Origin of the sequence: Streptomonospora nanhaiensis, from assembly GCF_026642255.1 — a bacterium.
GTDB classification, from domain to species: domain Bacteria; phylum Actinomycetota; class Actinomycetes; order Streptosporangiales; family Streptosporangiaceae; genus Nocardiopsis; species Nocardiopsis tropica.
In genome coordinates, this window is the sequence record NZ_CP113264.1 from 2,538,907 (window position 1) to 2,564,406 (window position 25,500).

Below are 25,500 nucleotides of genomic sequence, written 5' to 3' on the forward strand. Positions count from 1 at the left end.
CGGGACACGGCCTCGTGGCGGACCGGGAGGGGCGCCGCGCGGACAACCGGACAGAGGGCAGGGAGCGCCGGCCCGGAGGTGCGCTCGCCCCCTGCGCCGCGGCCCCCTACAGGCCCGCCCGGTCCAACCCCGCGAGGAACCGCCGCTTGCGCCGGTGCTCCCGGCGCAGCCCGGCCACGAACTCCACGGCGTCCTCCGGCCGCCCGAGGCGCCCGTACAGTCCGTGAACCCTGCGGGCCAGCTCGGCCGCCCGCGGGTAGAGCACCGTACTGGTCAGCGCGACCAGCCGGGAGACCTCCCGCGCGTACACGTCGAGGGAGTCACCCGGATGCTCGTCCTCCCTCAGTTCCGCGAGCCTCAACCACTGCTTGTCATCGCAACCGTGTGCCGTGGCGGCCTCCCACGCCTCGTCCCCGCTGCCCTCCCAGAGCAGCACCTCCACCAGGGGGCACGGGAAGTGCCGGGTGTTCCGCCGGGCAGCCGACCTCCGCAGCACGGCCAGGGCCTGGCCGCGGACACGGGGCCATTCCCCCGGCGCCTCGTCGTCGCGCAGCGCGCGGTAGCTCTCCACGTCGGGCGAGCGCTCGAACACCTCCCAGCGCACCCGACGCAGGTCCTTCCACCTCTCCGCGGCGCGGTAGGCGCACACGACGTGCTCCACGAGCCGCCCGTCGGGGTGCCCCTCCTTCTCGGCCAGCCCCTGCTCGGCCCGTTCCAGGGCCTCGCTGTCGCGCCCGGCGGAGAGCAGGGCGTCGACGATCCCCGCGTGGTACACCCCCTCCCGGCCCTGGGAGTACACGCGCACGAGCAGGTCCACGTCTCCGCTGGCCCGCGCGAACTCGGCCATCAGGAAGCGCGAATCCCAGTCGTCGGCGGGGCGGTCCGCCCCGATGTCGGCCAGCCTGTTCCCGTAGTGCTCCAGCCCCGCTTTCCCCAGGACTCCGGCGTAGGACTCCAGCAGGAGTTCGGGGACGCCCGATCCGTTGAGCTGCCGGTCCAGGAGCCACTCCGCCAGTTCCACCGGATCCGGGTCCGCGTTGGCGCACGCCTCGACGTGCGCCTCCACGACGCGGAGGGCGGCCTCTCCCACCTCACCGTCGGAGTCGTCGGCGAGGGGCAGGTACTCGCCGAGCCGCTCGACCGCGTACCGGGAGAGCTCCTCGGCCGTGTCGTGCAGGTCGTCCTCCAGGAGCCGTTGCAGCTGTTCGGCGACGTCGGACACCGTTTCCGCGTACGCCGGGGCCTCGCGGTACTCCACGAGGTCGTCGATGCGCAGGGCCCGGTCGACGAAGGCGCGCAGAGCACTTGTGTCCACACCGCGGCCTGAGCCGGTGACGGCAGCCGAGGCCGCGCGCACCTCCAGTCGGCGTTCGAGCGACTCGTCGGTCCCGGCCGCCGACACCAGCAGGTCGACCAGGTCGGCGTGGGCGAGCGACTCCAGGTAGGCCCGGATGTCCGGCAGGGCCGCGGCGGCGGGGACGGACGTCCCGCGCTCCACCGCGGAGAGGTACACCAGGCCGAGCGCCACGCAGTGCTTGCAGAAGTTGCCCTCCTCCGCCCACGGGCAGTCGCACTCCCAGGACATCCGGGACCGGCCGGGCGTGAGTTCCACCCGGTAGACATGGGTTCCGGTGACCGTGCCGCGCACGGTCGCCCTGTCGGTGGACAGGCCCTGCACGGCGGGGACGTAGGAGGCGCCGCGGTCGTAGGACTTCCGTCCGGCCAGTTCGAGGAGTTCTTCACGGGAGAAGGCACGCATCCGCCCATTGAACACCGGACCCGGCGCACGGTCCCGCGAACCGCCTCCGCTGTGGTCGCCCCCACCGGAGCCGCGCGCCGGGGCCGGCATCTCCGGACGGCCCCCGCCCGGCGTCCGCGTACGGACCACCGGCGCGGGACGGCCTCCGGAACTCCCCTCTACTCGGGGTCCTCCCGGTCCTGGCGGTCGGACTGCGGCGGCCGGGTGGTCCGTTTCGACCGGCGGCCGGGGAGCTTCGCTGAACCGGTGCGTGCCGGCAGCGTGCCGGGCGTCCCGGTCGGATGGTCCTGGTCGACGTAGGGATCGCGCAGCACGGGCGGTTCGTCGAGGGCTTCGGGCTCGACGACGGTCTCCGAGGTGTCGTGCTCGTCCTCGTCCTGGCGGCGTTCGTACTCCTCCGGGGGCAGGACCTTCTTCCACGTGCGCGTCCGCATCGCGGGCAGCTCTCCGGCGTCCTCACGCAGGGCCCGGTGCATCGCGTACATCTGGAAGTAGCCCATCACGAAGAACGGGAGGCCGACGAGGACGATGATCTTCTCGAGCGCTTCCAGGCCGCCGGACCCGGAGAACACCAGCAGGGTGGCGGTCACCACGGCGATGGCGACGGCCCAGAAGATGCGCTGGCCCAGCGGGTTGAAGTCCTCGTGGCCGTTGGCCATCGTGTCGGTCACCAGTGCCGCGGAGTCCACCGAGGTGATGAAGAAGACCACCACCAGGATGATGGCGACGACCGAGAGGAGCGTCGGGGCCGGGTAGTGCTCCAGGAACGCGAACAGCGCCCCGGGGACGTCTCCCTGGTCCACAACGCTTTCGACCAGGCCGCCCCCGCGGTTGAGCTCGATGTCGAAGGCGGAGAACCCGAAGATGCCGAACCACAGCACCGAGAAGCCGGCCGGAACGAGCAGCACCCCGGAGACGAACTGGCGGATGGTGCGGCCCTTGGAGATCCGGGCGATGAAGATTCCCACGAACGGTGACCAGCTGATCGTCCAGGCCCAGTAGAACACCGTCCACTCGGTCTGCCATCCGGTGTTGGCGAAGGTGTCGTTCCACAGGGCCAACTCGGGCAGGTTCATCACGTAACGGCCCAGCGACTCGATGGTGCCCCGGAGCACGAACAGGGTGGAACCCGTGAACAGGATGAACGCCAGTACGCCCACGGCCATCCAGATGTTCACATTGGACAGGACCTTGATACCGCGGTCCAGGCCCAACGCGACGGAGATCATCGCGACCCCGCCGACGACACCGATGATGACCAGTTGCCAGACGGCGCTCTCCGGGACGCCCAGCACGCGGTGGATCCCGCTGTTGATCTGCAGGGCGCCCAGGCCGAGGGAGACCGCGACGCCGAAGACCGTGCCGACGATGGAGACGACGTCGATGAAGACGCCGATGGGACCGTGGATCCGCTCGCCGAGAATCGGCTGGAAGATCGAGCTGACACGCGGCGGCAGATTCCGCTTGTGGATGAAGTAGGCGAAGCACAGGGCCGGCAGGGTGAAGATCGTCCAGGTGTGCAGGGTGAAATGGTAGAACGTGAAGTTCATCGCATCAGCGGCGGCATCTGCCGTTCCCGGTTCGATGCCCAGAGAGGGCCCCCGGGGCGGATCGCCGAAATGGCTGATGGGTTCGGCCACACCCCAGAACATCAGGATGCTGCCGATGCCGGCGGCGAAGAGCATGGCGAACCAGGCCGGTCCGGAGTGCTCGGGAACCTCGTCGTGGGGGCCCAGTTTCACCCGCCCGAATCTGCCGAGGGCGATATAGATCAGAAAAACGAGGAACAGGGTGAGACCGAGGATGTAGAACCAGCCCAGGTTGGTGTACAGCCACTCCGAGGCGACGGTGACGGCTGCGTCCAGCGGCTCGGTGAAGACGATCGTGACGAGCACGAACGCGATGATCACACCGGCCGAGCCGAAAAAAATCGGCGGCGAGGTCCGCAACCGTAGGACGTCGTGCAAACGGGTCAGCATGTGATCCTTTCTTTGAACCAAGGCTTGTATCGAAGCCGGATGTGTCTCCTACCCCGCCTGAGCGTTGTTCGGCATGTCCGAGCCCGAAAAGATGGAGGTCTCCGACACAGGGCTCATCAACCGAGAAGAACCGGAACGTCCGGAGATCTGTGCACACCCTAACGACGACGGTGCGGCCAGGGTCGCCCGACGCGCAGTGGCGTGTACGCGCTGTTGCGTCGACCGTGGCGCAGGGACACCCGACGCCTGGTGCCGTGTGTCGGGGTGCCGGGACGGTGCCGGCGGGCGGGCGCGGGCACCTCGCCCGTCCACCCGAACGTGTCGGTGGTCCGGCTGTCCCGGCGGGGACGCACAGCTACCGCGGGATCACACGGGGAGGCGGAAGCATGAACCCGGGACCTGACGACGCCTCCGCCTTCGACCGACTCCGAGAAGCGAGCGGGGCATTCGGCGGGGAAGGCCCGAAGAGAACGGCCGGTCATCGGATCAAAGGACACCTTGGGATTTTCTCACCGGTGACCCTTTCTGCTGGTCGGGCCATGGCCGCGGCAGTCGGCCTGTTCGCCGGGAACCACGATCAATCCCCGCCGGGAAATCCGTGGAAAAAGTGCCTTCCGCAAAGGGTTTTGGAGCGATCTTCCGGGAGTACACTCCTGGGGTCCAAGGTACTGCTGTGCTCCCGCATACCACGGGTATGGGTCGTCCCCTTTCGTTCCAATCCGGGAGTGGCGTTGACGGTCGAGATCTCTGTACTCGGCGACATCGAGATGCGGATCGACGGGCGCCCCGTCGATCTCGGGCACATGAGGCGGCAATTCGTGTTCGTCGGGCTGCTGGTCGACGCCGACCGCCTGGTCACGGTCGACCAGCTCATCGACCGGGTCTGGGGCCCACGCCCTCCCGACGGGGCCCGCTCCTCGCTGTACAGCTACGTCTCGCGGCTCCGCTCCGCACTGGGCGCGGTCGACGGGATCACGGTCGATCGGAGGCCCGGCGGCTACATCCTCAAACTCGACGACGATGCCACTTCCGTAATCGACCTGTACCGTTTCCGTGAGATTGTCGCGAGGGCGCGCAATTCGGCGAACGGCGAATCCGCACTGGCCCTGTTCGAGGAGGCGCTGGGCCTTTGGCGGGCCGACGCGTTCGGGACCCTGGACAGTACGTGGGTCAACGAGTTCCGGGAAAGGCTCCGGCTCGAACGCTTCCGGGCCGAATTGGACCGCAACGACCTGCTCCTCCGCCACGGAAGGCAGGCCGAACTCCTGGGCGACCTCTCCGACCTCGCACAGCGGCACCCGCTCGACGAGCGCCTGGTCGGCCAGCTCATGCTCACCCTGTACCGGGAGGGGCGCGCCGCGCAGGCGCTGGAACACTACGAGCGCATCAGGAGGATGCTCTCCGAGGCGATGGGGACCGACCCCGGCGCGGAGCTCAAGGAACTGCACCGCAAGATCCTGCACGCGGACCCGGCCCTGGACGCGCACGACGTGTCGGACGCGTCCGCGCCGGACCCCGATGCACGGCCGGCTCCGGCACCCCCGCCCCTGCCCATGCAGTTGCCGCCTCCTCCGCCGCTGCTGGCCGGGCGCCGGAGGGAGATGGCCTTCCTCGACGACACGCAGGCCCCCGGGGCGCTGCCGGTCACCGTGGTCTGCGGTCTCGGCGGGGTCGGCAAGACCTCGCTGGCGCTGCGCTGGGCGCACGACAACCTCGACCGCTTCCCCGACGGCCAGCTGTACGTGAACCTGCACGGCTTCGCCCCGAGCGCGCCCGCCACGAAACCGCAGACCGCCGTCCACGACTTCCTCACGGCCCTCGGGGTGGACCAGCAGGCCGTCCCGTCCAGCGCCGAGGCGCGGTTCGGCCTCTACCGCAGCATCGTCGCCCACAAACGGATGCTGATCCTGCTGGACAACGCACGCGATGCCGAACAGGTCCGCCCCCTGATCCCCGGGTCGGCCTCCTGCACCGTCGTGGTCACCAGCCGCGAGCGGCTCAGCGGCCTGCTCACCACCGGGGGCGTCCGCGTCGTCGCCCTCGACCCGCTCACCTCCGCCGAGGCGCGCCAACTGCTGACGGCCCGTGTCGGGGAGCGCCGAGTGGCCAGGGAACCGGAGGCGGTGGACACCATCGTCGCCGGCTGCGGGCGGCTGCCCCTCGCCCTGTCCATCACCGCCGCCCACGCCGCCGGCAGCCCCCACCTGCCGCTCGCCGAACTCGCCTCCGAGCTGAGGGAGGCCGAGAGCACGCTCGACGCCCTGGACACGGGCGATTTCGCCACGTCCCTGCGCAGCGTCCTCGACGCCTCCTACCGGGCCCTCCCCGAACCCGCGGCACGGCTGCTGGGCCTGCTCAGCGCGGCGCCGGCGCAGGACATGGGGGTTCCGGCCGCGGCGGCGCTCGCCGGGCTCACACCCGCCCGGACCAGGCAGCTGCTGCGCACCCTGGGGTCGGCCCATCTCGTCGAGCAGCCGATGCCCGGACGCTACCAACTCCACGACCTCGTCCGCCTCCACGGCAGGGAGCGGACCGAACAGGACCGGTCCGAGGAGGAACGCCGCGAGGGCCTGTCCGCGCTGGTCGACTTCTTCGTCCGCACCGCGGCTCTCGGGAAGCACCTGCTGGCGCCCCAGGAGATCCTGTCGGACGCGGTCGTGGAGCCGACCGAGGAACGCGCGACCGCCTACGGGCTGACGGGGGAGGCCGACGCACTGGCGTGGTTCACCACCGAGCGCTCCCTGCTGCCCGCTGTCATGCGCCTCGCACAGGACCTCGGCCTCCACCGCGAGGTGTGGCGGCTCGCATGGGACACGCACACCTTCCTGCGGCGCTGGGGGGACGTCGACGACTTCGTCGGCAACAGGCGTGTCGGCCTGGACGCGGCCACCAGGGTCGAGGGGCCGGACGCCCCGACCCTGCGGGCGATGGCCCACCGGGGCCTGGCGACCGCCCTCATCCAGGCGGACCACCGGGGGGAGGAGCCCTTGGAGCACCTCGCGCGGGCCGTCGCCCAGTTCGAGGAGTCCGGGGACCTGCTCAACCAGGCCCACACGCACCAGATCTACACACGCTTCGGGCTGCACATCCGCGACGAGGAGATGGCGCTGGAGAACGCGGAACGCTCCCTGGAGCTCTACCGCCGTGTCGGCAACGCCACGTGGGAGACCAGTGCGCTCAACAACCTGGGCTGGACCCTGGCCCAGTTCGGCCATTACGAGAGTGCCCGGTCCCACTGCCAGGACGCGCTCAAGGCCAGCCGCGACCTCGGCTACAAGGTGGGGGAGGCGGCCTGCCTGGACAGCCTGGGCTACATCGCCACCCGGGCGGGCCGCCACGAAGAAGCCGTCGAGCACTACCACGAATCCCTTCCGGTGCACCGCGTCCTGCGGGACTCCTACGAGGAGGCGAACACCCTCAGCGGCCTGGCGAAGGCGCACCTGGCCCTCGGCGAACCGGGCCCCGCACGCGAGGCATGGACACAGGCGCTGAAGCTCTACCGCGAACAGCACCGCACGGAACAGGTGCTGGAGATCGAGGAGAGGCTCCGCGAACTGCGGTGATCCTCCCGGGCCGCCCGTTCCCGTGCCCGGGGCGCGGAACGCCCGGGCTCCCGCTGCGGGCCCGGTCCCCTCGCCGGACGCGGGGCGGACCGGCAGGGGCCCGCCCCTCACGTCGCGGCGGAGGGGACCGGCGCCGGGCCGCGGGTCCGTCCCCCCGCGGCCCTGCGCGCCGCCGCTTCCGGCGGCGCGGTCACTCCGCCGGGGACCGCAGCACCGCGCGCAGCCGGTCGACGGCCTCGGCCGCCAGCTCCTCGGGGGAGCGTCCGGCGTGGTCGAGGGGCAGGAGCTCCCGCAGGGGCTCCGGCGTCCCCCCGAGCCTGATGTACGACTGGAGGACGTCCCTCCACGTCCGGGGTTTGATCGCGAACGACAGGTGCAGCGACGGCTCGTCCGTCGCGGCCCCGGCGTGCGGGTGGCCGCGGGGGATGTAGAGGGTCTGCCCCGGCCGCAGGACCGTCTCCAGCACGGGGTCGAACTCGGGCCGGGCGTCGCCGCAGGGCGTGGCCGGCCACCGCTCGGAGGGATCGCCGACCGACCAGACCTTGGACCCGTGGATCTGGCACAGCAGGCCGCTGGCCAGGTCGTAGTGCGGGCGCGCACCCGAGTTCCCCGCGGGGGTCAGGAAGGCCGCGCAGTAGATCCCGAACCCCAGGTCCTCCTCGAGGCCGGAGGCCAGTGCGGCCACCTCGGGCACGAGCAGGCGCACCTCCTCGAAGATGATCGTCGCGCCGTCCTCGTAGGCCCTCAGCAGGGCCGCACCGTCCGCGAAGGGCTCCCGGCCGGGGCCGGGGCGCTCACGGGCCGCGGAGTACTCCTGCTGCGGTACCGGCGCGCCGTCCCGGAGCAGCCGGAAGCACGAGACGGGAAGGCCCGGGGTCCCCAGCAGGGAGAAGGCCCTGTCCAGGGGGAAGGCCCGCGCCACGTCCGCGGACGCCTCCGCGACCGCGGGTGCGTGTTCCCAGTGTTCGAGGAAGGCGTCGGTGTCACCGACCAGGCGGCCCAGGGTGGGGCCGTGGCTCCTGAGCTCCTGCCGATCGGTGGTTGTCGTGGGTGTCATGCGCTCTCCAGTGGAAGGGTCGGACGCGCCCCGGCGTCGACCTCGGCGGGTCGTCGGGCGCGGGGGTCGTGGTTCGCCGGTCACAGAAGGGAGGGGCGGGGGAGCCGGCCCGGGCCCTGACGGGGCGTGACCGCTGCCGGCCGCGGGGGAGGGGGCCTCCCTCGCCGCGGCCGACGACCCGGGCAGCCGGTTCCCGGGGGCCTCCGCGGAGCGGCGGGTCAGGAACCGGCGCCGACACGGGCCCCTCCCCCCTCTCCCCGGGTGCGCTCCTCCTTGGGCCGCCTGGTGGCGCGGTGCATCTGCGGCGGCGCCGACCAGAACGTCTCGATGGGGAGGGAGCCGTCACGCGACCGGACGTCGGCGCGGGCCGGAACGGGGAGGACCTCGAAGGCATCGCCCTCGACGCTCACCAGCCGGTTGTCGAAGGAGAACACGCCGGGCGCCCCCCGCGCGGCCAGTTCGCCCGGAACGGTGAAGGAGCGCCCGCTGTTGACGTTGGTGAGCATGGTGGGCCGCCCGGGGGTCGCGGCGATCAGCCATTCACCGCTGTGCGAGGAGCGGATCGCCGCCGGGACCGTGCCGAGCCCCAGCGTGTAGAGCGTGCCGGGCCGGTCGGCCTCGGTCCGGTGGAAGTGCGCGGTGTCGGGTGACTGCTCGGGGACGGACCAGACCCCGCCGAGCACCTCGTCGTAGCACGCCAGCCGGTGGTTGCCCGTGAAGGACAGGGACGAGGTGTCGGTCCGCGCCGTGCGGGGGTCGAGCTTGTGGACGGTGCCGTCCGCGAGGACGCACAGGATCCGGCGGCGGCGGTGCTGCCAGGCCAGGACCAGGGGAGGGGCGCCGAGCCGCTGGGACGACACGGTCCCGGCCGCCGAGAGCAGCGCCAGTTCCGACTCCGAGGCGGCGGCGACGAGGGTGGCCTCGTGGCCGGCGGCTCCCCCGGGTTCGAGGAGCAGTGAGCCGGGTTCGGCCGAGCACACGCTCCGGGTCCCCGCGTCCGGACTCCACGACCGGACGTCCTCCCCGTCGTGGACCAGGAAGCGTCCCGTTCCGGACCCGGCGTGAACGGCGGTCCCCCGTCCCGCGTCGACGATCTCCCCGGAGCGGTCGGCCCCCAGCTCCATGGCGCGGACCAGGCCCCCCGCCGTGGTCCAGGCGCACCAGGTGCTGTCGTCGTCCACCGCGATGCCGGCCCGGCCGGTCATCGGGCCCCCCTGCTGGCGGCCACGGTCGTGATGGTGGGACCGATCCAGACCTTCTGGGGCGGGCAGGGCCGCTCACCCTCCTGGATGCGCACGAGGGGGCAGTGCGCGCCCTGGCAGGAGGGCCGGAAGAAGCACGAGCGGCAGCCGGAGTCCTTGGCGTCGTCGTTGTCCACCCACAGGCTCATCAGCTCCGGGTCCAGACCCAGGTCGCCGTCGGCGCCGAGCTGTCCCACCGCGTTGCGCGGGTCGCGCAGGGCCACGGTGCACTTGTTGACCAGGCCGTTGGGGCGGATCACGAAGGACCACGGCGAGGCGGCGTAGCAGACGGATCCGTTCGGCTTCAGGAACACGTCGTCGGCGGGGTCCAGGCCCGCGTCCAGGGCGCTCGTGCACAGGCCGAGCTTGGTCATCTCCGCCTGCTTGCCGGAGAAGGCCTCCGAGTCCTCGCCCTGGGGGCCGCCCCAGTCGCCGACCGGCCGGTAGATGACCCGGAACCGCTTGTCGTGCGCGTACAGCCGGCTCATCTCCTCGATGAGCTCGGGCACGTGGACGCTGTTCTCCTCGGTGAAGTTCGTGCGGATGAGGGCGCGGAAGACCTTGTCCGTGCGCGACATCTCCGTCAGGTTGGCGACGATCTCGTCGAAGGTCTTGCCGCCGCCCATGAGGAAGCGCGAGGAGTCGTGGGTGTGCGCCGGCCCGTCCAGGGTGATCTGGTAGCTGCTGATGCCGAGTTCGATGCAGCGGGCCGCCACCTCGGGGGTCAGGAGCAGGCCGTTGGTGGTGATGCCCGCGCTGTACTCGACCCCCTCCTCGGCGCAGAAGTCGAGGAAGAACGTGCTGAGCTCCTCGATCACGTCGAAGGCGACGAGCGGTTCGCCGCCGAACCAGGAGACGGTGAGCTTCTCGATGCCGTGTTCGCGGCGGTAGCGCCTGACCAGGGCCTTGACGCCCTCGCGCACATGGGTCGCCATGCGGCCCAGCGCGAAGTCCTCGTAGCAGTAGGTGCAGCGGAAGTTGCACGCCTCCGTCGGCATGATGATCAGTTCCAGGCGGTCGGTCCGGTTCTTGCGCCGGTCGCGCAGGTCGTCGGCGGCGGCCAGCTCGTCGTGGGAGGAGGAGACGAGGAAGCCCTTGGCCACCAGCGTGTCGAACAGGACCCTCTCCTCCGAGTCCGGATCCGGTTGGGAGAGCACGCTCTTGCGGTTGTGGAGCAGGGCGTGGACGCGCTCGCCGAGCGGGGACCCGACCTTGAAGACGCTTCCCCGCATGGAGTTGTAGAGGACGACCGCGCCGATGTCCTCGGCCTTGGTGACCACGTTGAATCGGGAGGGACGGAACGTGCCGTCGGGAGCCTTGTCGGGCATGGTCGATCCTCTGTTCGGAGAGTCGTACGAGCAGGGCCCCGCGGCGGGGTCTCGGGATCTTCCGGCCCCGCCACGGGGCCTGTGGTGCTTCGGTCGCCGGCCGTTCGGGCCGGGCCAGAGACGCCTGCTAGCAGTTGAAGTCGATGAACGAGACCTCTTCGTCAGCGGCGGACTCGGTGATGATCTCCTCGAACTCCTGCATGGGAACCATTCCTCTCTGAGATTCAGCGAAATTGACTCGGGAAGTCCAATGTGGCCGGCGCTGTCTTTCCCGGGTGAAGCTTTTGCCTTTGCGGGGCGGGTTCGCGAACAGTGCTCATATTAGGACGGCATATTTTTTCCTGTCAACCCTTTTCTGGGTGTTTTCCGATTGGGGTTCGGGGTCTTTTTTGGGCAGGCTGAACAAGCCGAACGGCCTCTCTCGGTTTCGGCTTTCTGGGCTCCTGGTATATCGCTTCTGTAATTCCTCCTGCTGTATCTCGCCTTTTTATTGTCCTACGTGTTCCCCGTGTTACTCTTCGCGGTTTTTCAGCGAGCCGTTCCCGGTGTTTCCCCCGCCGTGACCGACGAGCGCAGCGCGCGGCGGTCGGGCTTGTCGGTCCTCGTGCGGGGGAACTCGTCGAGCAGGTGGATCTCCCGCGGCCTCAGGTGCACGGGGAGGTGGTCGCGCAGCGCCGCGCGCACCTGGGCGAGCGCCGCCCCGCCGTGCCCCGGATCGGCCACCGCGAACGCGACGAGCCGGTCGCCCCTGGCCTTCCCGGTGGGCACCCCCACCACGGCGGCCTCCCTCACGGCCGGGCAGGCGGCCATGACGTCCTCGACGAACCGCGGGGGGAAGGTCTCCCCGTGCACGACCAGGGACTCCTTGATCCTGCCCTCGATGGTCAGGTGGCCGTCCCCGGCGAGGGAACCGCGATCCCCCGTGCGCAGCCACCCGTCCCCGGTGAAGGCGTCGGAGTTCGCCCCGGGATCGTCCAGGTACCCGTCCATCAGGCCCGGGCCGCGGAGGTGGACCTCCCCCGTGTCCGGGTCGATCCGGGCGGAGGAGCCCTTGACGAGGGGGCCCACGGTGCCCGGCCGCCAGTCGTCCGGGACCGACTGGGTGACCCACGCGACCGTCTCCGAGAGCCCGTACCCGTCGTGGATCGGGCCGCCGACCACGTCCACGTAGCCCTCGACCAGGGAGACCGGGAGCACGTCTCCGCCGCACCCCCGGAACCGCAGGCCGCCCAGGGCGGAGGCCAGGTCCCGGTCCTCGCGGGCCGCCGCGAGCAGGGCGGCGTACATCGAGCCGACGCCGTCGAGGGTGGTGAACGCGCCGCCGCGGAGCAGGCCGGCCACCCGGTCCATGCTCAGTCGCGACTCCACGTGCAGCGCGAACCCGTGCGCCAGCCAGTACTGGACCACACCCCACCCGTAGGAGTTGAGCAGCGACATCGGCACCAGCATCCGGTCCCCGGGACCGACCCCGGCATGGGCGGCCACCGTGTGCCGGTGGTAGTCGATCGCACCGCGCGACAGCTCCACGGCCTTGGGCTCACCGCTGCTCCCGGAGGTGTAGAGCAGGGTGTGCGTGGTCTCGGCGAACGCGGGCCGGCCGTCGTCGGCGACGGCCGTGACGGCCGTCGGCCCGCCGCCCGCCCCGGGCGCGACGACGGCGGCCACGCGCCGGGTGCACCCCATGCGGCGCCACCGCTCGCCCTGGCAGAGCACCGGAGACCCCAGGGACTCGGCGGCCAGGGCCGTGAGCACCGCGGTGTAGGCGTCGTCGCGGCCGAGGACCACACCGTGCCCGGGGCCCGCGCCGGCGGAGGACAGCGCCCGCGTCAGCGCCCCGGCGTCCTCTGCGAGACGGGGCCCGGGCACCTCCTCCCCGTCGATGAAGAGCGTGCCCGTCATGTCCGACTCCTTTCCGGGGATGCCGCGGACCGGCCGCCCACCCGGGCCGGGCCCGCGCCGGCCGTCGTCAGACCCCGGGCGCGGCCGTCGGGCGCCAGGACCGTGACGTCGAAGTGGTCCCTGGTCAGCCGCTCGAACAGGTTGCCGGGACCGATCACGTGCACCCGCCGCACGCCCAGCTCCCGGAGCCGGCCCACCACGAGCGGGAAGTCGACCGGGGTGACGCAGTCCTGGAGCAGCGTGTCGCGCAGGTCCTCGGCGCTGTCCACCAGGACGCCGTCGGAACCGCGGACGAAGGGGACCCCCGCGTCCCGGAAGCGGAACGCCGCGGTGCCCTCGGCCGTCCGGTCCCGGAGCCCGGCGTTGGACGGACTGTGCTCGGCCTGGGGGAAGGTGAGGACGGAGACCCCGCCCCCGGCCCTGACCTCGCGTTCGAGGAGGGGCAGGTGCTCCGCCGACACGTTGAGCAGGTGGATGGTGTCGCTGAAGTGGCCGGCGACCTCGGCCCATCCGCCCTCGGACTCGACCCGGGCCCGCAGCTCCTCGAGGCGGTCGCGCCCGACCCGGTACACGAAGTGGGACACCCTGCCGTGGTCGGCCGCGTTCCACACCTCCTCGGACGCGGCCACGGCCTCGCCCATCCGCATCATGTCCGCGAAGGACAGCGCTCCCACGTAGTGCAGCGCGGGGAGGTGGCCGATGCTCGCCGCCGTGCAGAGGCGGGCGTCCCCCTCCTCCGACCTGATGCGGTCGGCGAGGGCGGCGCACGTGACCAGATAGGCCTGCCGGGCCTCGCGGGAGTAGGACTCCGAGGTCCGTGCGAACCGCGGGAGGATGCCCGCGCCCAGCACCTCCTCGGCCTCCTCCAGCCGGGCACGGGCGTAGGGGTCGGTCTCCAGGAAGTCGCCGGTCTTGGCGTGCAGCGGCGGGACCGTTCCGCCGAAGAGGACCGCGCTCATCGGTGCTTTGCCATTTCTCGGAGGAAGGACGGCGCCTGGTCGAAGCGGATCACGTCCGCCCCCTTCGCCCTGCCGATGAACGTGAAGGACTTGGCGATGAAGTGGCCGGGGCCCACCACGACGAACCGGGTGATTCCCAGCGCGAGGAGGTGCTCGATGCCCTCGGCCCAGTACACGGTCCGCGTGTACTGGGTGATCAGGGCCTCGCGCACCTCCTGCGCCGTGGTCAGCGGGTGGGCGCCCATGTTGCAGATGAGGGGGACCCCCGGGGCGCGCACCAGGTCGGCCTGTTTCCACTCGGCGGCGAAGCGGCGCTCGGCTTCCGCCAGCATGGGGGAGTGGCCCGGCGGGCCGTGCGGGATGCGCACGCCGACCCCGCCCGTCTCCGCCGCCAGCTCGTTGACGGCGGTGAGGGCCCGGCCCTCGCCGGACACCACCATCTGGTCGTCGCCGGTGACGGCGCAGGGCGCCACCTCGAACCCCTGCCCGGTGAGCTCCCCGATCTTCGCGTGCACGGCCTGGAGGTCCACGCAGTAGCAGAACGTGCTCCCGTAGTCGCGTCCGGCGAAGACCTCCTCCTCGATGGCGGCCATGGTCCGCACGGTGCGGACGGCGTCGGTGAACTCCAGCGCCCCGGCGGCCGCGGCGGCGGTGATCTGCCCCAGGCTGAGCCCGGCCGTGTACGCGGCCCCCTCCCTGAGCCGCGCGGGCAGGGACTCGTACAGGGCGATGCCCAGGGCGACCGACATGGGCCGGATGAGCGGACCCTGGTTGACCAGGTCCGCGTCGGCGGAGTGGAAGGCCCCGACCAGGTCGGCGCCGATCGCCTCGGAGGCGTCCTCCAGCCGTCGGCGGACCCGGGGGAGGGCCTCGTACAGGTCCCGGTAGTCCCCGGGGCGCATGGCCACCTGGGGGTTGAACAGGACGGCCGTCCTCTGTGTCATCTGGTCTTCGCCATCCCCCGGATCACCGACGTGAGCCCGCCGTCCACGACCATGGTCTGCCCGGTCATGTAGCTGGAGCCCTCGCGCGCCAGGAACACGACGGCCTCGGCGATCTCCTCCGGCTCGGCGGGACGCTGCAGGGGGATGCGCTCGTTGACGATGATCTCCAGCTGGTCCTGCGGGAACTCCTGGATCATGCCCGTGCCGCCGGAGAGGCCGGGGGCGACCGCGTTGACCCGGACGCCGTGCATGGCGAACTCGGCGGCCAGGGAGGCGGTCAGGCCGGAGAGGCCGGCCTTGCTCGCGCAGTAGGCGCTCAGCCCGCCCTTGCCGACGAGGCCGAGGATGGAGGAGACGTTGACGATGGCGCCGGACCGCTGGAGCATCATCGGCAGGGCACAGGCCTTGATGCAGTTGTAGGCGCCCACGAGGTTGGTCTGGATGACGTCGTTCCACCCGTCGGTGGACTCGGTCGAGACGATGGTGCTCGCGGTGCAGATCCCGGCGTTGTTGACCAGGATGTCGATGCTCTTGTGCTCCCGGACCAGGCCCTGCACGGCCTCGGTGACCTCCGCGTAGTCGCGGACGTCGATCTTCACCGCCTGGGCCGTGCCGCCGAAGGCGCGGATCTCCTCGGCGGTCTTCTCCGCGACCTCGGAGCGCGAGAGGTAGCCGACGGCGACGCCCGCGCCGAGCTCGGCCAGGCGCAGGCACACCGCGCGGCCGAGGCCGCTGCCGCCGCCCGTGACCAGGGCGAATTTCGAGTCGAGTTCCATGTGCTTCTCACGGCTCCTTCGTGTAGGACCTGGTGATGTCGTCGAACCGCCGGTTCTGCATGTAGTCCCGCAGCAGCGCGCGGGCCTCGGCCTTGTCCGAGGCCGGCACGGTGTCGCCGAAGAAGGCGTCGCCGGTCATGCCGCTCTCGTCCGCGCCGTAGTACTCGTCCCGCAGGTACGAGGTGACGATCGCGTCGTGGTACCGGCCGTCGAGGAACAGGTAGTCGCGGAGGACCCCTTCGATGACCATTCCGGACTTGACCAGCATCCGGATCACCCGGGCGTTGAAGGCGGCCGTGATGAACTCGATCCGGTGCGCGTTGTGCGCGTGGAACAGTTCGTGGACCAGCAGCCAGGACGCCTCTCCGCCGCACCCGGAGTCCCACAGCTCGCTGTCGCCGATGACGCCGCCGACGGTGTAGCTCCCCGGGTACTTGCGCTGGCGCCACTGCACCAGGCCGACCGGGACGCCCTCGTGGGTGCGGACCATGGCGAACTTCTCGGGCCCGGACTCGATGGCCGCGCGGATGCCGGACGTGCTGGTGAACCGCTGGGAGCTGCCGGTGCTGAGGGCGCCGACCAGGCCCTTGCGGAACCACTGCGCGACGAGGGGGTACTCGTCGTCCTCGATCGCGGACACGCTGACCAGGGCGCCCCTCACTCGGAGCCCCCCTCGCGCCCCGCGAGGAACGCCGCGATGGAGGCGGGGGTGCGGAAGGTCTCGGTCGCGATCTCCGAGACGTCCAGGTCGTAGCGCTTCCGGAGGACGGCGAGGAAGCGCAGGACGTCCATCGAGTCGATGCCGTGGACGCACTGCGGGCCGAACAGCTCCTCGTCGCCGCCGATGGACTCCGGCGCGGCGTCGATCTCGAAGAGCTCGACGTAGACCTTCTTCACTTCGCTTTCGTAGGACTCGGTCGTGCGCATTTTCAAACCCCTGTCGTTCTGGAGAGCTTTGGCTCGGTGTGTATTCTTCTGCTGGTTGCTGTTCATGGTCGGAAAAGCTTGGAGCGGGCGATGGCAAAGGAATCCGTCGTGACGGAGACAATGGTCCTGGAAATCATTCGGGAGGCCGTTGACGGTGAGGGGGGATATCCCGGGAGGGAGGAACTCCTCCAGGATGTGGGGGTGGACTCCATCGCCGGGTACGAAATTCGCCTGCTGATCCGGGAACGGTGCGGTGCGCAGGTGTCCGAGGAGGAGTTCGACGGGCTGCGCAGTGTGGGGGACCTGCTGGATTTGCTCCGGTGCCGGGGAGGTGCGCCGGCGGGGCGGGGGACCGCGCTAGACGCCTGAGCCCTGCTGGCGCAGGCACATGCTTCCCCACAGGAAGCCGGCCCCGATCACGGCGAACACCGTGTGTTCGCCGGGTCGGGGGCGCCCGTCCCCCCTCAACCGGTCCAGCACGGTGAAGATCGTCGCGGCGCCCGTGTTCCCGTACTCCTCGATGGTGGTCACGGCCTTGTCCATCGGCTGCCCCAGCGCGTCCATCAGCCCGGTCACGAGGTTCTTGTTGGCCTGGTGGAACACGAAGTGGTCGATCTCGTCCGCGGTGAGGCCCGCCAGCTTCAGGGTCTCCTCCATGTTCGGGGGGATCTGGGTCATGACCTGCCGCCACACCTCGGGCCCGTCCATCTGGAGGAACTGCCGGCCCGTGCCGACCACCTCCGGCCCGAACGGCTCGCGCGCGCCCCCCGCGGGGACCTCCACCGCGTGGGACAGCGTTCCCCCCAGGCTCCACGACAGCACCCCGCTGCCCTCCTCCACGGGTCCGAGGACCGCGGCCCCCGCGGCGTCCCCGAAGAACACCCGGGTGGTGCGGTCCGCCGGGTCCGTGATGCGGGACAGGGCCTCGGCCCCGATGACCAGGACGCGTCGGAAGTGGCCGTTCTGGAGCAGGTGCACCGCCGTCCACATGCCGTACAGCCCGCCGGAGCAGGCAGCCTGGTTCATGTCGAGCGACACCGCCCCGCGCGCGCCGATCCGGTCCGCCACCGTCAGCGCAGTGGAGGGGAGCAGCTGGTCGAAGGTGAACGTCGCGACGATGACGCAGTCGATCTCGTCGGCGCCCGTCCCGGAGTCCTCCAGGGCGCGCAGCGCCGCGGCCACGCACATGTCGGACGTGTTCTCGCCCTCGGGCAGGAAGCGGCGCTCCCGGATGCCCGTCCTGGACACGATCCACTCGTCGCTCGTGTCCAGGTGGCGGCCCAGGTCCTCGTTGGTGACGACCACCCCGGGCACGTAGGAGCCCACGCCCAGGATGCCGACGGGGACCTTGTTCAGCAGGGTGTTGCCGGAGGTGGTCGAGATGTTCTCATCTGGTCTCATGGCGCTTCCTTCGCGCTGGGGGGCGCTTCGTCGGAGGACTTCCCAGCCGGGCGGTCCGGCTGTCGGGGGAAGGAGGTCAGCTCACGGGTGGCGGGCAGCGCGGTGACGAGCGCGGCCACGCCGAGCAGGAGCAGGGCGAAACCCGAGAACAGCAGAGGGGTGCCGGTGTACTGCACACCGAACCCGGCCACCAGCGGACCGAGCGGTGCCACCACCCCGGAGATGAACGTGCACGCGCTGCCCACCCGGGCCTGGAGGCGGTCGGGTGTGGTCAGCAGCTGGTAGGTGCCGAGGATGATGGAGAGCAAGGGGGCCATGGCCACGGCCACGGCCAGGGGGAACACCACGCTCCAGTGGTCGACGAGCGGGATGGCCGCCACCACCGTCAGGGGGAGCACCCAGAGGGTGACCAGGACCAGGGTCCTGGGGGAGAAGCGCCGGAGGAGGGCGGAGGCCCCCAGCGCCCCGCAGATCCCCCCGAGGCCGACCGTGCCCAGCACGGCGCCGATCGCCGCGCTCCCGACCCCCGCGTCGGCGCCGACCATGACGACCGTCAGCATCACCCCGTTGATCACCAGGTTCGGGGCGGCGCCGGCGAGCAGCAGGACCTGGAGCGGGGGGCGCTCCCCGATCCAGGAGAACGCCTCCGTCCAGCGCCGGTGCCGCGGCCCCTCCACGGACGCCGCCGGCTCGCGGGGACCCTGCAACCTCTCCCGGACGAACACCAGCCCGATCGCCGCGACCGCGTGGCCCGCGGCGGCGGCGCCGAACGGCAGGACCCGCGAGACCGCCATCAGCCACCCGCCCGCGACCGGCCCGAGGATCGACGCGATCTGGTTGCGCGCCTCGTTCTGGCCCACCGCGGCGGACAGCTGGGAGGAGGGCACGATGTGCCGCAGCGCCGCCCGTTCGGCGAAGCGGTAGCCCTCGTGCCCCACCACGTCGACCAGTGCCACCGCCACCACCGCCCACAGCAGCAGCGTGGAGTCGCCGACCACGACCAGCACCAGGACCAGGAACCCCATGGCCAGCGCCCGGGACCCCTGCGCGCCGATCATCAGGGCGCGCCGGTCGAACCGGTCGGCCGCGGCTCCGCCGGGAAGCCTGGCCGCGATGGCGGCGACCCCCAGGGCGAAGGTCACCGTGCCGACCAGGGCCGGGGTGCCCCCCGAGTCCAGCAGGATGAGGGGGTAGGCCACGGCCCCCATCCCGGGGCCGAACTGCGCGACGAACTGGCCGGTCCACAGGATGCGGAAGGACCGGTTGCGGCGCAGGGGGACCGGCCGGGTCTCAGGTCCGGTCACGGAGCGCCTCCGCGGGTGGGACGTCGCCCGCGCGCCGCGACGCGAGCACGGACACCAGCGTGGAGAACACGAGGGTGGCCCCGATGATCACGACGAGCACGGCCACGGGGACCGTGTAGGTCACCCCCGGCAGGTCGACCCGCAGCGAGTCCACGAGGCCCGGGGACACGGCGAAGCCCAGCCCCACGCCGAGCGCGATGCCGCTCACCGTGACCACCAGCGACTCGATGAGGAAGAGCCGGCGGATCCCGGAGCGCTGCATGCCGATGGCACGCAGCACCCCGATCTGGTTGCGGCGCTCGGTGATCGACCTGATGCTCACCACGCCCAGGGCCGAGCACCCGACGACGAGCCCGAAGCCCATGAAGGCCATCAAAAGCCACTGCACGACCCCGTTGGAGGAGGCACGGAACTCCACCTCCTCCTGGAGCGGCGTGACCGTGACCCCGTGGTCCAGCAGGGCGCGACGGGCGGCGAGCGCGACCTCCCCGACCTCCTCCCGGTCCTCGGCGGCGACGAACCAGTGCGTGGGGGAGGCGTCCTCACCGGTGATCCTGGCCAGCCCCTCGGTCGAGGTCACGACGTCCCCGAGGTACTCGGCGCTGCGGTCCACGACCCCGATGACGCGCAGCGTGGTGGTGCCGCCGTCGGGACCGGCCACCTCCAGGCGCAGGTCCCCCGGCAGCTCCTCGTCCAGGACGTCCACGCCCTCCAGCTCCAGGTCGCTCCCGCCGCCCACGAAGGCCGCCGAGTCGCTGGGGATCATGGTCCCGGAGACGACGGCGGTGTTCGGGGAGCGGCGCAGCTCGTCCCAGACCTCCTCGGAGGAGTCCAGGCCCGGGGCCCGGAGGAATACCGGGTAGCGGTTGCCGAGGAGGTAGTCCTCGTCGGCCCCCCAGACCCCGACCTCCTCCGCGCCCGCCTCGGCGTCGATCTGGCGGGCCCGCACGGAGACGTCGGCGTACCCGCCGATCCGGCCCACCTCCGAGGTGTCGATGTGCGGGCTCTCCTCGAACACGCTCCGCAGGTCCGGAGGCGCCCCGCCCGGGGAGACCCAGGACGCCTGGAGGTCGAACCCGCCCGTCACCGACCGGTGGTCGGCGTAGATCTGGTTGACGGCCGCGGTGACGAAGCCGCTGAGGGTGATCGTCAGGACCACGATGCTCAGCATCGCGATCGTCATCCCCGAACGGAGCCGGTTCCGGACGGAGTAGGCCACCGCGATGGGGACGACCGAGGTCATCCTCGGCAGCGGTGCCAGGAGGCGCCGCAGGGCCCGCTGCACGAGGTCGTCGTTGGACACGAACAGCCAGACGCCCGCGCCCACCAGGGCGATGCCGGAGAGGAAGAAGATCGTGATGCCGGACCCGGTCTCGCCGAACAGCTCGCTCGGCAGCGACCACAGGACGATGACCGCCACCGCCCCCGCGGAGTGGGCGAGGCGCTGCGGGACCCGCAGGCGCGGAAGCCCGGCGCCCAGCGCCCCGCACACCAGGGTGAGCCCGGTGAGCGTCTCGGTCGCGGTCCCGTTCCGCACGCCCAGGGCCGCGGTCGCGAGTCCGGCGAGCAGGGCCAGGACCGGCAGGACCACGGCCCGGCGCCGGGACCGGGGCGGAGCCTCGGCCCCGCGCAGCGCCGCAACGATGTCCACCTTCGAGGCCCGCAGGGCCACGAGCGCGAAGACCACCGCGATGACGCCCACGCCGATGAGGTAGGCGGTGGCCATGGCCACGGGGTCGAACCCGAACTCCAGGCGCGGCGGAGGCAGGGCCGGGTCCGTGACCCGGTCGCTGAGCACACGCGACGCGCCCGCCCCGACCGCCCAGCCCAGGAGGGTTCCGGCCGCGGACGCCAGGACCGCGTACCCCAGCCCCTCCAGGGCCAGGACGAAGGCGAGCCGCCCGCGTTTCATGCCCATGGCCCGCAGGACGCCGAACTCCGCGTGGCGCTCGCCGGCCAGCATCATCACGACGAGGACGATCAGGAGCACGCCCGCCACCATGGACAGCTGGCTGAACAGCAGGAACAGGGTCGACAGTTCGGTCGTGAGCCGGTCCGCGCTCTCGTGCGCGGAGGCGCGCAGGGGTTCGGCCTCCCAGTCGTTGGCGCGGGCGAGGGAGGACAGTTCGCCGTGGACGGGGTCCTCCCGCTCCTCCCAGGTGACCTCGCGGTCGTAGGCCAGGGTGACGGCGTTGACCCGGTTGGGGAGGTCGGCGATCTCCTGGAGTTCGCGCAGGGACACGACCGCGGATGCGGGAGGCGCCAGGGGGGCGCCGGTCTCGTACACGCCGACGACGCGCATGGTGCGGTCGGCGACGGTGAGGACATCCCCTCGTTCCGCGCGCAGGTCGCGGGAGGCGGCCCCGCTGATCAGGATGTCGTCCTCGCGGAGGCCGTCGCGTGCCAGCGGTTCGCCCGACGAGTCCACGAGCCGGACCGCGTCGTCGTTGTTCGCGGCCCCGACCACGGTGAGCCCCGGTTCGCCGCGCTCGGTGCGCTCGTGCTCCACGGGGACGGGGAGGCTGAGCAGGGAGGAGACCGTGGTGCCGGGTTCGTCCAGGGCGTCCTCGATGGAGCGGACGTCGTCGGAGTCCAGGGCGGGCGGCCCGGTGTCGGCGGCCTCACCCGCCTCCTCCGGCTGCTCCGGCTCCTCCCGGTCGTCCGCCTCCACCGGGGTCACGACCGCGTCGACCCCGCCCAGGTCCGCGGTCTGCTGGGCCCGCATCGCCTGGTGGAGTGCGGCCTCCAGGGTGAAGGAGGCGGAGAACAGCAGGGCGGCGAGGGAGAGGCCCAACGCCACGAGAAGGGTCTGGGCCGGTCGGCGGAAGGCGTTGCGCATGGCGATGCGCACGCTCAGCCGGCCTCGCGGGGTGAGCGCCACCAGGGCGATCAGCAGCAGCGGAGAGGCCACCGCGACCACGAGGGTGAGTGCGTCGCTCATCCGTCACACCCCCGGCGAGGCGTCGGAGGGGCCGGAGGCCGGGCGCGCGGAGTTGTCCTCGACGCGGTCCACCCGGCCGTCGGCCATGTGGACCTCGCGGTCCCCGTAGGCGGCCACGTCGGGGTCGTGCGTGACCATGATCAGCGTGAGGCCGTCGGCGTGGAGCTCGCGCAGCAGGCGCAGCACCTCCGAGGTCGAGGCGGAGTCCAGGGCGCCGGTCGGCTCGTCCGCCCACACGATGGCCGGATCGTGCACGATCCCGCGGGCGATCGCCACCCGCTGCTGCTGGCCGCCGCTCAACTGGGAGGGGAGGTGGCGGGAGCGGTCGGCCAGACCCACCCGCTCCAGGGCGGCGAGCGCCCTGGAACGCGCGTTGCCGGGACGGGCGCCGCCGAGGAGGAGCGGCATCTCCACGTTCTCCAGCGCCGAGAGCACCGGGATCAGGTTGTACCCCTGGAAGACGAACCCCATCCGGCGCGCTCGCCGGACGGTCCGCTTGCGCTCGGAGAGGGCGTGGATGTCCTCGCCCTCGACGAGCACCGTGCCGCCGTCGATACCGTCCAAACCGGAGGCGCAGTTCAGCAACGTCGACTTTCCGCACCCGGAGGGACCCATGATCGACACCCATTCGCCTTCGGCGACCGTCAGCGAGACGTTTCTGAGCGCGGAGGAGGAGGCCTGCCCCTCTCCGTACGTTTTCGTTATGTCCTTCACATGAATGACTGGGGTGGTCACAGATCGCCTCGCGGTCGTCGCGTTCGGTATGAGTATTGCCGTGGAATGAATTACTTTGTCGCGTGTATCAGCGGCGCTCTCGCAGGTGACAGGCTTTCTGGCAGTCGGACTTTGCTCTCCGTGACTTCGTGGATTCGATTCCGTGGTCCTGTTGTCAATGTGCTCTCGCGGGTGTATTGATAATCCGCTCCGCTGTGCCATGATGGGCGGATGCCAAAAGTTGTGGACAAAGAGGAAAGACGCCGCCGGATCGTCGACGCGCTGTACAGGATCGCCGCTGAGAAGGGTGTGGAGGGGGTCAGTATTCGCGCTGTCGCAGCGGAGGCGCAGTTATCGGCGGGTGCGGTCCAGAGAGAGTTCGGCACCAAGGAGGAGCTGCTCCACTTCGCTTTCCAGGTGATCGCGGACGAGATCACTGCGTGCTTCGGGGTCTTCCAGGACGGGGTCGGGCGTCCTGCTTTTCCGGAGGTCCTGCGACAGGTGCTCGTGGATCTGCTGCCCACCGACGAGCGGCGGCTGGCCCAGGTGCGGGCCTGGAACGTCCTCTACGCGCGCGCCGTGGTCGATCCCGCGTTCGGGGAGGTGCTCTCGGTGCTGGACGACAGGCTCCGCGCCGGCTTCCTGCGGGCCCTGGAGCACGCGCGCGTCGAGGGCGAGCTGTCCTCCGTGAAGGACCCGGAGGCCGTCGCCGAGCTGCTCCTGGTGACCGTCGACGGACTGTGGGCGGGGTGCGCGAGGCTGTCCGAGGGCGACCGCCCGGACCGCCAGCTGGCCGCGGTCGAGGCCGCGGTGTCCTGGCTGGCCCGGTGACGCCGCCGACCGTCCTCGGCGTGCGCGACCCCCGGGCGTCCTGAGGCGGGTCGGAGGTGGCGGGCGCCTAAGCGCGCCGGGGGGATGGCCTCCATCAGGGCAACTCCTCACTCTCTCCACGGGACCTGCGGCCGTGTGGACGGGCACAGGAGACGCCGTGGTCTACCGCCTGTTCGCGAGCATGTAAGCAATCTTCCAGCGACGCCTTGCGCGTTCCTTGCGCGAACCTTGAACGGGGTTCGGGCGGGTGTATGCGGCCCGGGTGCCGGCGCACCTCCCCGAGAACGTGCACGGCGGGCCGCCCCGAACAGCCGGGCTCGCTGGGTGGGCACGGCCCTTTGGTGCAGCGTCATTCCGTGAGACGCCGTCCGTGTCCAGAGGAGGGCAGCGGCAGCTGAGATCACTGTCCCGGGTGATACCAAGGTGTGGATCGACGTAGAAGCCGTCGACCTGGGAAATGTGAGGCGACAGTGAGGTCTTCCCAGGAGGCAGTAGCGGTTGGACGATATCCCAGAGCCCGTCGGGCAACACGTAACTCACCGGGTGTGGTCATGTCAGACGCGGGTGCACGCCGCGGGGCTTTTGAGTTGAGCTCTAACGTAAAAATTGAAGTTCCAAAATAAGGCCGAGCTCGGATTTCCTAGACCCGACCCTTTTTGGTGTGCTGTCATGCTTCTCTTTTCTGCCAGTCTACTCCAGAAGTTTTTTCAAAAGGGGATAGGTCGGCGAAGTTCGGGGCGGCCACGTCGACTTCCCAAAAGTCCTTGTGGTGAGTTGGGCTGATCTGTGCGAGTGTGTCACCTCCCATGAAGATTCGGCATCCCGGTGCTGGCCAATTCCAGGCGCCGAACGCAACTTCTTCCAGGGGAGAGAGGATTTCTTTCACTGCCTCGCCGGGAGCGTTGAGGGTCCACATTTTTGCGGATGCTCCGTAAATAAATTCTTTCACGGTATTGTGTACAAGGAATTCTGGAAGCTGTTCAGTGCTCCTCTCCCAAGGTTCGTAGAGTTCAGCGTCGAAAACGCTGTCTGGTTCGTTTGGGTCAATGCACCAGCGCCAGTCGCCTGTTGCATCCACCATGAAAATGGCTTTGCCCCCGGTGGTGCGGATCTGTTCAGGTGAAATCATCGACGTCATGTGGTTGATTCGGGTGTCCCATCGCCTGGCTAGTGCATGCCAATCCTTAAGCGACTCGGGGAGTCAAATGCAGGAATCAGGGAGAGGTGTTGCGCTTCTAACGGGGGCACCGTACCAAGTGGCAAGGAGGTCTGTCAGATCAATGGTCTTGGGGTCGATCACACATCATTCTCCCACGGGTGCGAGTGCTGTCGTGTCGCTGTAAGAGCGTTGCAGCTCCTAGAGGTTTCGTATGGGAATGTGGTGGATGCTTCCCTTCGCTGGACGTGAGGAGAGCTTGCTCGCCCGCCTGTACTGGTCCTGGTGCTGCAGAGCACGTATGGAGCGCTCAGAAATATTCTAACCTTCGGTCATCAGGTTAAAGTGTCTCGTGCCGGTGTTATTGGAGGCTCTGGCATGTACCGGCTTTGATGAGGCCGTGTTTTTGGACTCTCTGGCCACGGTGCTCGGTTGTCCGTTTTCGAACTCTACGGGTGTCAGCCAGCCGATCGCTGAGTGTCGGCACTGACGGCCTCGGCGGCCGAGGCGACGGCCACGATCACCTCGCTCGCTCACCTGAACGTGTCGGTGTGGGCCGCCGGCCAGCAGCAGGCCCGCTAGCAGCGGGGCGAGAGGTACTCGAGCCTGTCGGTGGAACACCCCGGCAAGATGCTCCCGGCCATCGCCCGCTACGCCATCACCGCTTACACCCGCCCCGGCTAGTGCGGTGACTGAAAAGGTTCACCGGGTTAGTTCAGGC

19 protein-coding genes are annotated in these 25,500 nt (G+C 70.5%); 3 read left to right on the plus strand and 16 right to left on the minus strand.

The features are described from left to right. Window positions 1-106: 106 nt before the first annotated feature. Together OUQ99_RS10975 and OUQ99_RS10980 are read right to left on the minus strand one after the other, a co-directional pair. A complete protein-coding gene (locus OUQ99_RS10975; RefSeq protein WP_267949334.1) occupies window positions 107-1,759 on the minus strand; it encodes an SWIM zinc finger family protein in 1,653 nt (550 codons plus the stop codon). A 158-nt stretch (window positions 1,760-1,917) separates the two neighbouring features. Further along, complete coding sequence (locus OUQ99_RS10980; RefSeq protein ID WP_267949335.1) at window positions 1,918-3,738, minus strand: BCCT family transporter; 1,821 nt, start codon at window positions 3,736-3,738, stop codon at window positions 1,918-1,920. 725 nt (window positions 3,739-4,463) lie between these two features. Here OUQ99_RS10980 and OUQ99_RS10985 point away from each other — a divergent pair. Further along, the gene (locus OUQ99_RS10985) at window positions 4,464-7,301 is read left to right on the plus strand and encodes an AfsR/SARP family transcriptional regulator (RefSeq protein WP_267949336.1); all 2,838 of its coding nucleotides are present in this window, start codon (window positions 4,464-4,466) and stop codon (window positions 7,299-7,301) included. A gap of 190 nt (window positions 7,302-7,491) precedes the next feature. Here OUQ99_RS10985 and OUQ99_RS10990 read toward each other — a convergent pair whose 3' ends face one another. The 9 genes from OUQ99_RS10990 to OUQ99_RS11030 all read right to left on the minus strand — a co-directional run bounded on the left by OUQ99_RS10990 (window position 7,492) and on the right by OUQ99_RS11030 (window position 16,402). Continuing rightward, the gene (locus tag OUQ99_RS10990; RefSeq protein WP_267949337.1) at window positions 7,492-8,358 is read right to left on the minus strand and encodes a JmjC domain-containing protein; all 867 of its coding nucleotides are present in this window, start codon (window positions 8,356-8,358) and stop codon (window positions 7,492-7,494) included. Window positions 8,359-8,576: 218 nt separating this feature from the next. After that, window positions 8,577-9,563, minus strand: a complete 987-nt coding sequence (locus tag OUQ99_RS10995; RefSeq protein ID WP_267949338.1) for a hypothetical protein — start codon at window positions 9,561-9,563, stop codon at window positions 8,577-8,579. Beyond that, the gene (locus OUQ99_RS11000) at window positions 9,560-10,927 is read right to left on the minus strand and encodes a radical SAM/SPASM domain-containing protein (protein ID WP_267949339.1); all 1,368 of its coding nucleotides are present in this window, start codon (window positions 10,925-10,927) and stop codon (window positions 9,560-9,562) included. The genes OUQ99_RS10995 and OUQ99_RS11000 overlap by 4 nt, the downstream gene beginning before the upstream one ends. A 528-nt stretch (window positions 10,928-11,455) precedes the next feature. Then, the gene (locus OUQ99_RS11005) at window positions 11,456-12,826 is read right to left on the minus strand and encodes a class I adenylate-forming enzyme family protein (protein WP_267949340.1); all 1,371 of its coding nucleotides are present in this window, start codon (window positions 12,824-12,826) and stop codon (window positions 11,456-11,458) included. Beyond that, the gene (locus tag OUQ99_RS11010) at window positions 12,823-13,785 is read right to left on the minus strand and encodes an ACP S-malonyltransferase (protein ID WP_267949341.1); all 963 of its coding nucleotides are present in this window, start codon (window positions 13,783-13,785) and stop codon (window positions 12,823-12,825) included. Before OUQ99_RS11010 ends, OUQ99_RS11005 begins: the two co-directional genes overlap by 4 nt. Continuing rightward, window positions 13,782-14,729: an ACP S-malonyltransferase gene (locus OUQ99_RS11015; RefSeq protein WP_267949342.1), complete on the minus strand. Its 948-nt coding sequence runs from the start codon at window positions 14,727-14,729 to the stop codon at window positions 13,782-13,784. Before OUQ99_RS11015 ends, OUQ99_RS11010 begins: the two co-directional genes overlap by 4 nt. After that, the gene (locus tag OUQ99_RS11020) at window positions 14,726-15,505 is read right to left on the minus strand and encodes a 3-oxoacyl-ACP reductase family protein (RefSeq protein WP_267949343.1); all 780 of its coding nucleotides are present in this window, start codon (window positions 15,503-15,505) and stop codon (window positions 14,726-14,728) included. Before OUQ99_RS11020 ends, OUQ99_RS11015 begins: the two co-directional genes overlap by 4 nt. A gap of 7 nt (window positions 15,506-15,512) precedes the next feature. After that, window positions 15,513-16,166, minus strand: a complete 654-nt coding sequence (locus OUQ99_RS11025) for a GNAT family N-acetyltransferase (RefSeq protein WP_267949344.1) — start codon at window positions 16,164-16,166, stop codon at window positions 15,513-15,515. Beyond that, window positions 16,163-16,402: an acyl carrier protein gene (locus OUQ99_RS11030; RefSeq protein WP_267949345.1), complete on the minus strand. Its 240-nt coding sequence runs from the start codon at window positions 16,400-16,402 to the stop codon at window positions 16,163-16,165. The genes OUQ99_RS11025 and OUQ99_RS11030 overlap by 4 nt, the downstream gene beginning before the upstream one ends. A 120-nt stretch (window positions 16,403-16,522) precedes the next feature. Between OUQ99_RS11030 and OUQ99_RS11035 the strand changes: the two genes are divergently transcribed. Then, a complete protein-coding gene (locus OUQ99_RS11035; protein WP_267949346.1) occupies window positions 16,523-16,801 on the plus strand; it encodes an acyl carrier protein in 279 nt (92 codons plus the stop codon). On the opposite strand, the gene OUQ99_RS11040 is transcribed toward OUQ99_RS11035, so the two are convergent. The 4 genes from OUQ99_RS11040 to OUQ99_RS11055 are packed head-to-tail and all read right to left on the minus strand — an operon-like array spanning window position 16,790 to window position 22,792. Then, complete coding sequence (locus OUQ99_RS11040; RefSeq protein WP_267949347.1) at window positions 16,790-17,833, minus strand: 3-oxoacyl-ACP synthase III family protein; 1,044 nt, start codon at window positions 17,831-17,833, stop codon at window positions 16,790-16,792. The two genes, OUQ99_RS11035 and OUQ99_RS11040, sit on opposite strands and share 12 nt — an antisense overlap. Then, complete coding sequence (locus OUQ99_RS11045) at window positions 17,830-19,137, minus strand: MFS transporter (RefSeq protein WP_267949348.1); 1,308 nt, start codon at window positions 19,135-19,137, stop codon at window positions 17,830-17,832. The genes OUQ99_RS11040 and OUQ99_RS11045 overlap by 4 nt, the downstream gene beginning before the upstream one ends. Further along, window positions 19,124-22,078: an ABC transporter permease gene (locus OUQ99_RS11050; protein WP_267949349.1), complete on the minus strand. Its 2,955-nt coding sequence runs from the start codon at window positions 22,076-22,078 to the stop codon at window positions 19,124-19,126. The genes OUQ99_RS11045 and OUQ99_RS11050 overlap by 14 nt, the downstream gene beginning before the upstream one ends. Before the next feature lie 3 nt (window positions 22,079-22,081). Then, a complete protein-coding gene (locus OUQ99_RS11055) occupies window positions 22,082-22,792 on the minus strand; it encodes an ABC transporter ATP-binding protein (RefSeq protein WP_378552506.1) in 711 nt (236 codons plus the stop codon). A 231-nt stretch (window positions 22,793-23,023) separates the two neighbouring features. Between OUQ99_RS11055 and OUQ99_RS11060 the strand changes: the two genes are divergently transcribed. Continuing rightward, window positions 23,024-23,623 carry a TetR/AcrR family transcriptional regulator gene (locus OUQ99_RS11060; protein WP_267949351.1) on the plus strand — a complete coding sequence of 200 codons (600 nt, stop codon included), beginning with the start codon at window positions 23,024-23,026 and terminating at the stop codon, window positions 23,621-23,623. Window positions 23,624-24,290: 667 nt separating this feature from the next. Here OUQ99_RS11060 and OUQ99_RS11065 read toward each other — a convergent pair. Continuing rightward, complete coding sequence (locus OUQ99_RS11065; RefSeq protein WP_267949352.1) at window positions 24,291-24,761, minus strand: hypothetical protein; 471 nt, start codon at window positions 24,759-24,761, stop codon at window positions 24,291-24,293. Window positions 24,762-25,500 lie beyond the last annotated feature (739 nt).

Bases quoted from the DNA above. Each gene is read 5' to 3' on its own strand.
- OUQ99_RS10975 (WP_267949334.1), bottom strand. From the start codon at position 1,759: ATGCGTGCCTTCTCCCGTGAAGAACTCCTCGAACTGGCCGGACGGAAG.
- OUQ99_RS10980 (WP_267949335.1), bottom strand. From the start codon at position 3,738: ATGCTGACCCGTTTGCACGACGTCCTACGGTTGCGGACCTCGCCGCCG.
- OUQ99_RS10990 (WP_267949337.1), bottom strand. From the start codon at position 8,358: ATGACACCCACGACAACCACCGATCGGCAGGAGCTCAGGAGCCACGGC.
- OUQ99_RS10995 (WP_267949338.1), bottom strand. From the start codon at position 9,563: ATGACCGGCCGGGCCGGCATCGCGGTGGACGACGACAGCACCTGGTGC.
- OUQ99_RS11000 (WP_267949339.1), bottom strand. From the start codon at position 10,927: ATGCCCGACAAGGCTCCCGACGGCACGTTCCGTCCCTCCCGATTCAAC.
- OUQ99_RS11005 (WP_267949340.1), bottom strand. From the start codon at position 12,826: ATGACGGGCACGCTCTTCATCGACGGGGAGGAGGTGCCCGGGCCCCGT.
- OUQ99_RS11010 (WP_267949341.1), bottom strand. From the start codon at position 13,785: ATGAGCGCGGTCCTCTTCGGCGGAACGGTCCCGCCGCTGCACGCCAAG.
- OUQ99_RS11015 (WP_267949342.1), bottom strand. From the start codon at position 14,729: ATGACACAGAGGACGGCCGTCCTGTTCAACCCCCAGGTGGCCATGCGC.
- OUQ99_RS11020 (WP_267949343.1), bottom strand. From the start codon at position 15,505: ATGGAACTCGACTCGAAATTCGCCCTGGTCACGGGCGGCGGCAGCGGC.
- OUQ99_RS11035 (WP_267949346.1), top strand. From the start codon at position 16,523: ATGGCAAAGGAATCCGTCGTGACGGAGACAATGGTCCTGGAAATCATT.
- OUQ99_RS11040 (WP_267949347.1), bottom strand. From the start codon at position 17,833: ATGAGACCAGATGAGAACATCTCGACCACCTCCGGCAACACCCTGCTG.
- OUQ99_RS11050 (WP_267949349.1), bottom strand. From the start codon at position 22,078: ATGAGCGACGCACTCACCCTCGTGGTCGCGGTGGCCTCTCCGCTGCTG.
- OUQ99_RS11060 (WP_267949351.1), top strand. From the start codon at position 23,024: ATGCCAAAAGTTGTGGACAAAGAGGAAAGACGCCGCCGGATCGTCGAC.
- OUQ99_RS11065 (WP_267949352.1), bottom strand. From the start codon at position 24,761: ATGACGTCGATGATTTCACCTGAACAGATCCGCACCACCGGGGGCAAA.